11 protein-coding genes are annotated in these 11216 nt (G+C 71.6%); 6 read left to right on the top strand and 5 right to left on the bottom strand.

Going from position 1 to position 11216, the window contains the following annotated elements:
• Positions 1–7: 7 nt before the first annotated feature.
• Complete coding sequence (locus tag ABZX11_RS00725) at positions 8–469, bottom strand: DUF6474 family protein (RefSeq protein WP_354908610.1); 462 nt, start codon at positions 467–469, stop codon at positions 8–10.
• 90 nt (positions 470–559) lie between these two features.
• On the opposite strand from ABZX11_RS00725, the gene ABZX11_RS00720 reads away from it, so the two are divergent.
• From ABZX11_RS00720 to ABZX11_RS00710, 3 genes are all read left to right on the top strand, one after another.
• On the top strand, positions 560–2200 hold the full coding sequence (locus ABZX11_RS00720; protein WP_354908607.1) for a TM0106 family RecB-like putative nuclease: 1641 nt from the start codon (positions 560–562) through the stop codon (positions 2198–2200).
• An 84-nt stretch (positions 2201–2284) separates the two neighbouring features.
• Complete coding sequence (locus ABZX11_RS00715) at positions 2285–2914, top strand: PadR family transcriptional regulator (protein ID WP_354908605.1); 630 nt, start codon at positions 2285–2287, stop codon at positions 2912–2914.
• A gap of 132 nt (positions 2915–3046) precedes the next feature.
• Positions 3047–3694 (top strand): class I SAM-dependent methyltransferase, encoded by a 648-nt coding sequence (locus ABZX11_RS00710; RefSeq protein WP_354908602.1) that lies wholly within the window; start codon positions 3047–3049, stop codon positions 3692–3694.
• Positions 3695–3737: 43 nt separating this feature from the next.
• Here the strand turns inward: ABZX11_RS00710 and ABZX11_RS00705 are convergent, their stop codons facing one another.
• Positions 3738–4496, bottom strand: coding sequence for an SDR family NAD(P)-dependent oxidoreductase (locus tag ABZX11_RS00705; protein ID WP_176173757.1), 759 nt, complete (start codon positions 4494–4496; stop codon positions 3738–3740).
• 146 nt (positions 4497–4642) lie between these two features.
• Here ABZX11_RS00705 and ABZX11_RS00700 point away from each other — a divergent pair, with 146 nt between their 5' ends.
• The 3 genes from ABZX11_RS00700 to ABZX11_RS00690 all read left to right on the top strand — a co-directional run bounded on the left by ABZX11_RS00700 (position 4643) and on the right by ABZX11_RS00690 (position 8258).
• Entirely contained in the window at positions 4643–5947 is a 1305-nt protein-coding gene (locus tag ABZX11_RS00700) for a UDP-glucose/GDP-mannose dehydrogenase family protein (RefSeq protein ID WP_354908598.1), read from the top strand.
• A 133-nt stretch (positions 5948–6080) separates the two neighbouring features.
• Positions 6081–6464 carry a VOC family protein gene (locus tag ABZX11_RS00695; protein WP_254897048.1) on the top strand — a complete coding sequence of 128 codons (384 nt, stop codon included), beginning with the start codon at positions 6081–6083 and terminating at the stop codon, positions 6462–6464.
• 27 nt (positions 6465–6491) lie between these two features.
• A complete protein-coding gene (locus ABZX11_RS00690; protein WP_354908596.1) occupies positions 6492–8258 on the top strand; it encodes a gamma-glutamyltransferase in 1767 nt (588 codons plus the stop codon).
• On the opposite strand, the gene ABZX11_RS00685 is transcribed toward ABZX11_RS00690, so the two are convergent.
• From ABZX11_RS00685 to ABZX11_RS00675, 3 genes are all read right to left on the bottom strand, one after another.
• Positions 8255–9133: a VOC family protein gene (locus ABZX11_RS00685; RefSeq protein ID WP_354908593.1), complete on the bottom strand. Its 879-nt coding sequence runs from the start codon at positions 9131–9133 to the stop codon at positions 8255–8257. The genes ABZX11_RS00690 and ABZX11_RS00685 overlap by 4 nt on opposite strands.
• On the bottom strand, positions 9126–9650 hold the full coding sequence (locus ABZX11_RS00680; protein WP_354908591.1) for a sigma-70 family RNA polymerase sigma factor: 525 nt from the start codon (positions 9648–9650) through the stop codon (positions 9126–9128). Before ABZX11_RS00680 ends, ABZX11_RS00685 begins: the two co-directional genes overlap by 8 nt.
• 140 nt (positions 9651–9790) lie before the next feature.
• Positions 9791–11215, bottom strand: coding sequence for an MFS transporter (locus tag ABZX11_RS00675; protein ID WP_354908588.1), 1425 nt, complete (start codon positions 11213–11215; stop codon positions 9791–9793).
• Position 11216 lies beyond the last annotated feature (1 nt).

Here is an 11216-nt window from a genome sequence, read left to right as displayed (position 1 = left end):
GGTGCTGTCAGAGGCCGAGCCGGTTCAGCAATTGCCCCTCGAGCCGCTCCAGCTCCCCGGCCACCGCCCGGTGCACCGACTTCCGTCGCGCCGCCGGCATCCGCTCCGCCGCCCGGACCGATGCCGACAGCTGCTCCAGCGTTCCCATCGCGTCCCGCGCGAACTCCCGGTCCGCCTCCGAAGCCTTCTCCGACTTCTGCAGGTCGCGGCAGCCGTCGGCCACCCCCGCGATTCGTGCGTGCAGCGCCGCGCCCCGGCCGGTGTACTCGCCCAGCCGGTCGACCGAGACACCCAGCTTGCGCGCCTGGTAGCGGTCGTACGCCTCCCTGGCCGCGCCGGCCGCTCGCACCGCCAGCGGTGCCGCCACGGGGAGCACCGCCGGGCCGAGCACCTTGGCCACCGCGACCGCGTTCTTCGCCCTCTTAGGGGTGAACCTGGCTTCACCCTCGACCTTGGCCTTGCGCGCCATGGCACCTCCTGCGACGTGTCGACGTCGAACTTACTGGTCGCCTGGGTGGCGGGCATGTCGGCTCGGCCGTGGGAATCTAGAGTGATCTCCATGAACACCGAGGTGGTACTCGACGCGGGTGCGGTCAGCCGCTGCCGTCGCCGCGTGCACCTCGAGCACGATCCCGCCATGCGCGAGGTCCCGCTCTCGCCGCCGGACCCCACCGCGCAGCAGCGGATCGCCGACGCCACCGCCCACCGCGAGGACATCGCCGCCCGGCTGGTGGCCGCCAACGACGACCACTGGGTGAAGATCGACCGGGACTTGCCCGCCCACGAGCGCGTCGAGCAGACGCTGCAGGCCTTCGCCGACGGCGCCCGCTACATCTGGGGCGCGCTGCTGCCGGTCGACCCGGCCGGGCACCGGCGCGGCGGCGTCGACCTGCTCGTCCGCAGCGGCCGCGGGTACGTCCCGGTGCTCGTCGTGCGCCACCGCATCACCGACCGCGGTGCCGGCGCCGTCGTCACCGAGCTGACCGACCTCGACCCGGGGCACCGCAAGGCCGACGAAGGCCGCAAGGTCCGGTCGCAGCCGCGTGACCAGCTCCGGCTCGTGCACGTCCGCCGCATGCTGCAGACGCTCGGGCAGGCCGACGAGAGCCACGCCCTCGGCGGCGTGATCGGCCTCGACGCCGACGTCGTCGTCTGGCACGACCTCACCGCCGCCACCTGGCCGGGCGGGCGCACCGCGCTCACCGAGTACCAGGCCCGTTTCGCCGACCGGCTGGCCATCGCGACCGCCGCCGCGAACGGGGAGGAGCCGCTCGCCGAGCCGTCGCGCGTGCTGGAGTGCCGGCGCTGCCCGTGGTGGCCGACCTGCGAGGTCGTGCTGAACGAAACCCGCGACGTCAGCCTGGTCGTGCGCGGCGAGGACGCCGTCGAGCTGCGCCGGGCCGGCGTGTCCACTGTGGACAAGCTGGCCGCGCTCGACCCGGCAGGCGAATCGCCGGAGGTGAACTGGACCGGCGTCAGCTTCCCGGACGCCGTCGTGCTCGCCCGGGCCTGGCTGGCCGACCTGACGCTGGTCCGCCGGGTCGGCCGGGTCGAGGTGCCGCGCGCCGACGTCGAGGTCGACGTCGACATGGAGAGCTTCGGCGACGCCGGCGCGTACCTCTGGGGCTGCCTGCTCAGCGGCGCCGACATCGGCGTCCCGCAGGGCTACCGCGCCTTCGCGACGTGGGACCCGCTGCCCACCGACGACGAAGCCCGCTCCTTCGCCGAGTTCTGGGCCTGGCTCACCGACGTCCGCGAGCGCACCGAAGCGGCGGGCCTGACCTTCCGCGCCTACTGCTACAACGCGCTCGCCGAGAACCGCTGGCTCTTCGGCTCGGTCGAGCGGTTCGGCGACCACCCCGGCGTCCCGTCGAAAAAGGACATCCAGTCCTTTGTGGATTCCGAGCAGTGGGTGGACCTCTTCCGCAGTGTCACCGACCAGTTCCTGTGCTCCCACGGCAAGGGCCTGAAGGTGATCGCGCCGGTGGCCGGCTTCTCTTGGCGCGACCCGGAGGCCGGCGGCGAGGCGTCGATGCGCTGGTACCGCGACGCCGTGGGCATGGACGGCGAGAAGCCGGACGACGACCAGCGCGAACGGCTCCTGCGCTACAACGAGGACGACGTCCTCGCGACGCGGGCGCTGCGCGAGTGGATCGACGCGCGGGCCCAGGCCGAAGTGCCGTACATGTTCGACCTCTGAGGTGTTTTGTCGACTAAGACACTTGCCTGCTGACACGTCCTGCGTAATACTCGTGTACGAGTATTCGTAGACGAGGAGTCGAGCATGAAGCGGCGGAAGGTCGGCAACCTGCTGGGCCTGGCCGTGCTGTCCGTCGTATCGGAACGCCCGATGCACCCGTACGAGATGGCGACCGTGCTCAAGGAACGCGGCAAGGACGAGGACCTGCCGATCAAGTGGGGCTCGCTCTACACCGTCGTCGCCAACCTGGAGAAACACGGCTTCGTCGAGGCCGTCGGCAGCGTGAAGGACGGCGGCCGCCCCGAGCGGACCGTCTACCGGATCACCCCGGCCGGCCGCGCGGAGTTCGAGGACTGGGTCCGCGAGCTCGTCGGCACGCTCGACCCGGAGCCGCCGCGGTTCCGCTCCGGGCTGTCGCTGATCGGCGTCCTCGGGCCGGACCAGGCGATCAGCAAGCTGCGGGAGCGGCTCGCCCGGCTCGACGAGCGGGCCGGGAAGCAGCGGGCGGTGCTGGAGCAGCTGCGGCCGCTGATGCCGCGGATCTTCCTGATCGAGGTCGAGTACGACATCGCGATGACGGAGGCTGAGGCGCGCTGGGTGCGCGGTTTCCTCGACGAACTGACCAGCGGCACCCTGCCGGGCATCGACGCCTGGCGGCGCTTCCACGAGACCGGCGAGCTCCCCGACGACTTCGGGGAGCTCGTGGAGAAATAGCACGGACCCCGGGAGGTGCTGGCACACCGCCCGGGGTCCTCGACCCCGAACCGAGCACGCCCGGTCACGAGGTGGCACCGCAAGGATAACCGGGTGGCTCTTCGGTTCGGCTCAACCGAAGAGGAGAGATCCATGGAGACGACCCGCAAGCACAAATTGCCCGAGATGGAGGGGTTCCAGGCCCGCTGGTACGCCAAGAACCGCGGCACCGAGGCCCAGCTCGCGCAGTACCGGCGGCAGGCGGCCCAGGTCACCGCGGGCTGGCCGGAGGGCGCCGAGGTCCTCGAGGTGGCGCCCGGCCCCGGCTTCTTCGCCGTCGAGCTGGCGAAGCGCGGCTTCCGCGTCACCGGGCTGGACATCAGTCACACGATGGTGGAAATCGCCAGGGAGAACGGCCCGGACGTCGACTTCCGCCAGGGCGACATCACGCACGCGCCCTTCGCCGCTGAGTCGTTCGACTTCCTGGTCTGCCAGGCCGCGTTCAAGAACTTCCGGCAGCCGGTGACGGCGCTGAACGAGATGCACCGCGTGCTGCGGCCGGGTGGCTACGCGGTGATCCACGACCTCAACCACGAGGCCACCGGCGCGGACATCGACCGCGAGGTCGCCGGCATGCACGTCGGCGTGGTCGCCGGGTTCACCGTCCGGCAGACGCTCGGGTGGCTGCGCCGCCGCGCGTTCACGGCCGCCCAGTTCGAGACGCTGGCCGCGGAGAGCGCGTTCGGCGGCTGCTCGATCACGGCCGACGGCATCGGCTTGGAGGTCCGGCTGACCCGCTGAGCCACGACCGCCGGGGCACGAGCCCGTGCCCCGGCGGGGTGGGTCAGCGCGGGGCCATCCGCAGCGAGCCGTCCATCCGGACGACCTCGCCGTTCAGGTAGTCGTGGTCGATCAGCGACAGCGCGAGCTGCGCGTACTCGTCCGGCCGCGCGAGCCGCTTCGGGAACGGGACGCCGGCCGCGAGCGACGCGCGGAACTCGTCGCTGACCGTGGCGAGCATCGGGGTGTCGACGATGCCCGGCGCGATGGTCAGCACGCGGATGCCGTGCGAAGCCAGGTCGCGGGCGGCCGGCAGGGTCATGCCGACGACGCCGCCCTTGGACGACGAGTAGGCGACCTGCCCGATCTGGCCGTCGAACGCGGCGATCGACGCGGTGTTGATGATGACGCCGCGGGCGTCGTCTTCGAGCGGCTCGGTCTTGGCGATCGCCTCGGAGGCGATGGTCAGCACGTTGAACGTGCCGACGAGGTTGATCTGGATGACCTTCGCGTAGAGCGCGAGGTCGTGGCGGCCCTTCTTGGACAGGATCCGCGCGGACGGACCGATGCCGGCGCAGTTCACCACGGTCCGCAGCGGCACGCCGGAGCCCGCGGCCGTCGCGACGGCCGCCTCGACCTGCTCGACGTCGGTGACGTCGGCCTCGACGTAGGTGATGCCGTCGATCTGCTCGGCCTTCTCGATGGACGACGCCAGGTCCAGCGCGAACACCCGCGCGCCCTTGGCCGCGAGCGCCTTGGCCGTGGCCCCGCCGAGGCCCGACGCGCCGCCCGTGACGAGCGCCGCCGTGTCCGTGATCTGCATCTGTGCCGTTCCCTTCGCCTGGTCCGATTCGCCGACCCAGGTTAACGCTCGTTCGCATCGGCGGGGTTCGTGTCTTCGCTCACCGCTTCCGGGCCCGTCTGTTTCCGTTAGCGCGGTGGTCACGTCCGGCTGAGACCTTCAGCAGCATGACGCCAGCTCGCATCGTGGTGGTAGGAACCGGATACGTCGGCTTGACCACGGGGGCGTGCCTGGCGAGTCTCGGGCATTTCGTGACCTGCGTGGACGTCGACCGCGCGAAGGTCTCGCGGCTGGCCGCCGGCCGCGTCGACATCCTCGAACCCGGCCTCGCCGACCTGGTCGACCGCGGGCTCGCGGCCGGGCGGCTCCAGTTCGTCGTCGGCGCGCGGGAGGCGGTGCGCCACGCGCAGGCGGTGTTCCTCTGCGTCCCGACGCCGATGGGCGCGGGTGGTTCCGCCGACCTGCGCGCGGTCGGAGCCGTCGCCGCCGAGATCAAGGACGTCCTGCCCGCCGGCTGTGCGCTGGTCACCAAGTCGACCGTGCCGGTCGGCACGTCGAAGCGGATCCGGGAGCTGGTCGGCCGCACCGACGTGCCGGTGGTGTCGAACCCCGAGTTCCTCCGCGAAGGCACCGCGGTCGCCGACTTCCTGGGCCCGGACCGGATCGTCGTCGGCTCGGACGACCTGGCGGCCGCGCGCTGGGTCGGTGAGCTGTACGCCGAGCTCGACGCGCCGGTCGTCGTCGCCGACGCGGCGAGCGCGGAGCTGGTGAAGTACGCGGCCAACTGCTACCTCGCGCTCAAGCTGTCCTACGTCAACTCGATCGCCGAGCTGTGCGAACGGCTCGGCGCGGACATCGAGCTCGTCACCGAGGGGATGGGCTACGACCGCCGGATCGGGCGGACGTTCCTCAAGCCCGGCCCGGGCTGGGGCGGCTCCTGCCTGCCCAAGGACACCAGCGCGCTGGTCAAGGTGGCCGAGTCGGTGAACTATGACTTCACCATGCTGACCTCGGCCATCGACGAGAACCTCGCCCAGCGTGACCGGATCGTCGCGAAGATCGCCGGCGCGGTCGGCGGGACGCTGGCCGGCGCCCGGATCGGCGTGCTGGGCCTGACCTTCAAGGCGGGCACCAACGACCTGCGCGACTCGCCCGCGCTCGCCGTCTCGTCGGTGCTGTGCGCGCTGGGTGCCGAGCTGATCGCCTACGACCCGGCGGTCGACGGCGAGATCGCCGGGATGACCGTCGTCGACGACGCCTACCAGGTCGCGAAGGACGCGGACGCCGTCGTCGTGCTGACCGAATGGGCCGAGTTCAAGCACCTCGACTGGGCGGCGATGGCCGAACTCATGGAGGGCATCGACGTCGTCGACACGCGCAACCTGCTCGACCCGCGGGTGATCGTGGACGCCGGGCTGTCCTGGCAGGGCGTCGGGCGGCCGCGGGCGGCGGCGAAAATCAAGGTGTCTTGACGGTGTCCTGCCCGCTAGGGTGATCAGCACGGCATCGCGTGTCGGTCACCGGCTGGGTGAGGCATGGAGGTGGCGGGAGTGCCCCGGAGGCATTTCAACCGTGTCAGTATCCGTTTCCGTTGAATTGAACCACTTGATCGTCCCGTCCCGGAACAACCGGGAATCCGCCGAATTCCTGGCGAACCTGCTCGGCCTCGAAGTCGGGGAGGAATGGGGTCCGTTCGTCCCCGTCGAGACGCGCAACGGCGTCCGGCTGGACTTCGCGACCATCCCCGAAGAGGACCTGCGCCTGCAGCACTACTGCTTCCTGATCCCGGAGGACGACTTCGACGCCGTGTTCGCGCGGCTCGTCGAAACGGGCGTGACCTACCACGCCGATCCGATGGGGAAGCAGGTCGGCGAAATCAACCACAACCACGGCGGCCGTGGCGTCTACTTCCTCGATCCCGGCGGCAACGGGATGGAAATCATCACGCAGCCGTACGAGCCGGAGCGGCGTCGTCCGGCCACTTGGTAATTCGTTAGCGTTGCGTACTATCGGGGCATGTTCACGACGAGGCCGGAGCTGACCGGCACCTTCGGGATGGTGGCATCGACGCACTGGCTGGCTTCGGCCACCGGGATGGCGGTGCTGGAGGACGGCGGCAACGCGTTCGACGCGGCGGTCGCCGCCGGCTTCGTCCTGCAGGTCGCCGAGCCGCACCTGTGCGGCCCGGCCGGGCAGGTACCCGGCCTCTTCGTGACGGCGGACGACCCGACCCCGCGGGCGCTGGCCGGACAGGGCCCGTCGCCCGCGGGGGCCACGTCGTCGCACTTCGCCTCGCTCGGGCTGGACCTCATCCCGGGCAGCGGCCTGCTCCCGGCGACCGTCCCGGGCGCCTGGGACGCGTGGCTCCTGCTGCTGCGCGACTACGGCACGAAGCCGCTGCGCGAGGTGCTGAAGTACGCGATCGGATACGCCCGCAACGGCGTCCCGCTGGTGTCGCGGGTCAGCGACACCATCCAGGCGGTGTCGCGGCTGTTCACCGAGCACTGGCCGACGTCGGCGGCGCTCTGGATGCCGGACGGCAAACCCGCGGCCGGCCTGCACCGGAACCCGGCGCTGGCCGAGACGTGGGAACGCCTGCTGCGTGAAGCGGAGTCCACGTCCGGGCGCGAGGCGCAGATCGACGCGGGCCGCCGCGCCTGGTCGCAGGGGTTCGTCGCCGAAGAGATCGATGCGTTCAGCCGCACCGCGTTCCGCGACGACTCCGGCCGCGACCACGCGGGCCTGCTGACCGGCGACGACCTGGCCTCGTGGTCGGCGACGTACGAGGACCCGGCGTTCGTCGACGTCGGCGACTGGCGCCTGGTCAAGATGGGCGGCTGGACGCAGGGACCAGCACTGCTGCAGCAGGCGTTGCTGCTGCACGGCTTCCGCGACGAGCTGTCCTATGTGGAGGGAATCCCGACGGAACGCACGGTGCACCTGGCCACCGAAGCGGCGAAGCTGGCCTTCGCCGACCGCGAGGCCTGGTACGGCGACACCGACGTGCCCCTCGACGTGCTCCTTTCGCCCTCGTACACGGACGCCCGCCGCGCCCTGATCACGGACACGGCGTCCCCCTCGCTCCGTCCCGGCGACGCCCGCGGCCCGGCCCGTCTCCCGGCCATCCTGGACTCCCTGCAGGGCATCGAAGCGGGCGCCGGCGCCACGGGCGAGCCGACGGTCGGCCCCCAGGGCCAGACCCGCGGCGACACGGTCCACCTCGACGTCGTCGACGCGGCGGGCAACCTGGTGTCGCTGACCCCGTCCGGCGGCTGGCTCCAGTCGAGCCCGACGATCCCGTCGCTGGGCTTCTGCCTGGATTCCCGCGGCCAGATGTTCTGGCTGGAGCAGGGCCTGCCGAATTCCCTGGAGCCGCGCAAGCGCCCGCGCATCACGCTGTCCCCGTCGCTGGCCCTGCGAGCCGGAGTCCCCACCCTGGCCTTCGGCACCCCGGGCGGCGACCAGCAGGACCAGTGGCAGCTGTGCTTCTGGCTGGCCCACGTGTACGGCGGCCTGAACCTGCAGGAGTCGATCGACTCCCCGGCCTGGCACACCACGGCGTTCCCGAGCTCGTTCTACCCACGCGCGTGGAACCCCCGCGAGCTGGTGCTGGAGTCGCGGCTGGGCAAGTCCACATTGGACGCCCTCCGCGCCCGCGGCCACCAGATAGTGGACGCGGGCGACTGGTCGCTGGGCCGTTTGTCGGCGGTTTCCCGCACCAACGGCCTTCTGCGAGCGGCGGCGAACGCGCGAGGAATGCAGGGCTACGCGGCGGGGCGTTAGGGCTTCTCCCACAGCCAGAACTCGATGCCCTGGTTGTCGGTGCAGTCAGCGGTCGTCCCGTACGGGTGGTTCTCGACTTCCCCGGCCTGCCCACCCTGCTCGCGGACGCGCACCAAGGCCGCCTCGAGGTCGTCCACCGCGTACATCAGCTTCCAGCCGACCTGCCGGTCGCCTGCCCACAGCCCGCCTTCGAGACCGGGGCCGGCGAACCCCCACGCGTCGGACACCGAGCCCGGCGTGAACTGCCAGCCGAGCACCGCGCCGTAGAACGACTTCGCCGGCTCGGCCTCCGGGACCTGGAAGGTGAAGTACATGGCTTCGCCATGCCGGGCGGGCTTCGGGCCCGCAGCCGGGGTGGCCGCCTGCGAGACCAGCCAGCGCTGGCCGAACGGGTCGCGGAACGAGCCGCCGCGCCCGTACGGCGAGTCGCTCACCGCGCGGATCAGCGTCGCGCCCAGCTCCAGCGCGCGGGCCACGCTGGCGTCGACGTCCGGCACCTCGACCCGCACCGACGCCCCACCCTCACGCGGCGCCACGTGCCCGATCTCGGGGTACTCCTCGGCGAGCATCAGCACCGCGTCGCCGATGGCCAGCTCCGCGTGCCCGACGCGGCCGTCGTCCATCAGGATCGGGTCGCCGCGGCGGACCGCGCCGAAGACGTCGACGTAGAAGTCGAGCGCCGCCCGCGCGTCGGAAACGGCCAGGTAAGGGGTCAGCGAGCGCAGTTCGGCGGCGGCCGCGGGCGCTTCGGTGGTGGTCATGTCGGCTCCGTTCAGGATGGCGCGACGCAGCTGGTCACGCAGTTCGGCGGCGAAGTCCGGGTCGGGTGCGACCCGCTCGGAGGGACGGCGCAGCGCGTCGAACGGCTCAGGCATCGCGACCCTCCTTCTCCTGGTAAGTGCGCCGGAACGCGGCCCGCGCCCGGACGAGCAACGCCTCGGTGGCGTGCACACTGCGCCCCAGGTGGCCGGCGACCTCGGGAACCCCGAGGCCGTCGACGTACCGCAGCGTCAGCGCGGCCCGGTGGTGCGGCCCCAGTGAGTCGAGCACCTGTCTCGCGCGCAGGGCGTCGAGCTGCTCGTCCCAGGGGTCATCGACGTCCGGTTCACTGTGGTGGACCAGCCGCAGCCCGCGTTCCTCACGTTCTTTGCGCCGCCAGTGGTCGGCGAGCTTGTGCCGGGCAACGCCGATCAGCCACCCGGTGCTCACTGGAGGTGCGTATTCCTTGCGACAGGCGGCGACCGCCCCGAGGAAGGTCTCGGAGGTGAGCTCCTCGGCAAGCGTGCGATCACCGCACCGGGACAGCAGGTACCCGTAGACCTCCGGCAGCGCGGTCTCGTAGAGCCCGAGCAGCGCGAAGGCCGGGTCCGATCGCACCCGAGGTTCCGTCACGCTTACATCGTCGTCCGGCGCCCGCACTTTCCGACGGGTGAACTTCCAAGATTTTCCCCGGCGGTGACCACGTGGTCACCGCCGGGGAAAGGGGGCACTCGAAGTGCCGCCGGCCGCGTGGTCCGCCTTCCTCTCCGCCCTCACACCCGGGGGTCCGGCAGCCGCCGTCCGGTGATCGCGACCACCGTTGCCAGGACCGCCACCACGGCGATCACCACTACGAACGCGTCGCGCGAACCCAGCGAACCCGACAGTGCCGCGTACAGGCTCCCCAGCGTCGCCACCCCCAGCGCCAGCGATGTCTGCTGGTTCGTCGTCATCACGCCCGACCCCACCCCGGCCAGGTCGGTCGGCACGTGGGACAGCACGATCCGGAACAACGTCGTCATCGCCAGCGCGTTGCCCACGCCGATCGCCACCATCGACGGGGCCAGATCCAGGATCGTCACGTGCGGCCAGGCCGACAGCGTCGTGCACAGCAGCGCCACCATGCCCAGCGCCGTGATCGCGCCGCCGAGTGGGACCACCTTCTGGCCGTAGCGCGCCACCAACCGGCTGCTCAGCATCGACACCGTGAAGTACGCGACCGCTAGCGGGGTCAGCGCGCCGCCCGCGCCCAGCGGGCCGAAGTGCAGGCCCTCCTGCAGCGTCATCGCGAACACGAACATGAACGAACCGAACGCGCCGAAGAACGGCACCGCCACCATCAGCCCGCGCCGGACGCTCGGCAGCTTCATCACCGACGGCGGCAGCAACGGCGTCCCGCCCCGGCGCTCCAGCCGGCGCTCGACGTGGACGAAAGCCGCCGCGGAAAACGGTGACACGACCAGCAGCGCGATCGTCCACACCGGCCAGCCCAGTGCGCGGCCCTCCATCAGCGGGACCAGCAACGACAGCAGCGTCACGGCCAGCAGCGCCGTCCCCAGCCGGTCGACGCCCAGCGGGTTGTGCGCGCGGCTCTCCGGCAGCTTGCGGGACATGACCAGCACCACCAGGCCGATCGGGACGTTCACCAGGAAGATCGGCCGCCAGCCGGTGCCCCACAGGTCCGCCGCCACCAGCCCGCCGCCCAGGAGCTGGCCGACCACCGTCGAGATGCCGCCCGTCGCGCCGAACAGACCGAGCGCGCGTGAGCGCTGCTCGCCCGACGTCGTCGCCTGGATGATCGACAGCACCTGCGGCAGCAGCAGGGCCGACGCCGCCCCCTGCGCGGCGCGGGCCACCACCAGCGTGCCGGCCGTCGGGGCGATTCCGCAGGCCAGGGACGTCAGTGTGAACAACCAGAGTCCGGTGATGAACAGCCGCCGCCTGCCGAACGAGTCGCCGAGGCGGCCGCCGACCACCAGCAGCACCGCGTACGCGATGCCGTAGGCCGCCACCACCAGCTCCAGGGTGGCGGTGGACGCGTGCAGATCGGCGTCGATCGTCGGCAGTGCGACGTTGACGATGAAGAAGTCGATGATCGGCAGTGCTGCCCCCAGCAGCACCGTGACCAGGCCGGCGGGGGTCAGTCCCGGCCGGGCGAGGGCGCCGGTGGTGCTCGGCGCAAGGGAGGTCGTGGTCATG

The organism is Amycolatopsis sp. NPDC004169, from assembly GCF_040610315.1.
Lineage (GTDB): Bacteria > Actinomycetota > Actinomycetes > Mycobacteriales > Pseudonocardiaceae > Amycolatopsis.
The sequence above is the reverse complement of the archived record's forward strand: the minus strand, read 5'-3'. Positions and strand labels throughout refer to the sequence as shown.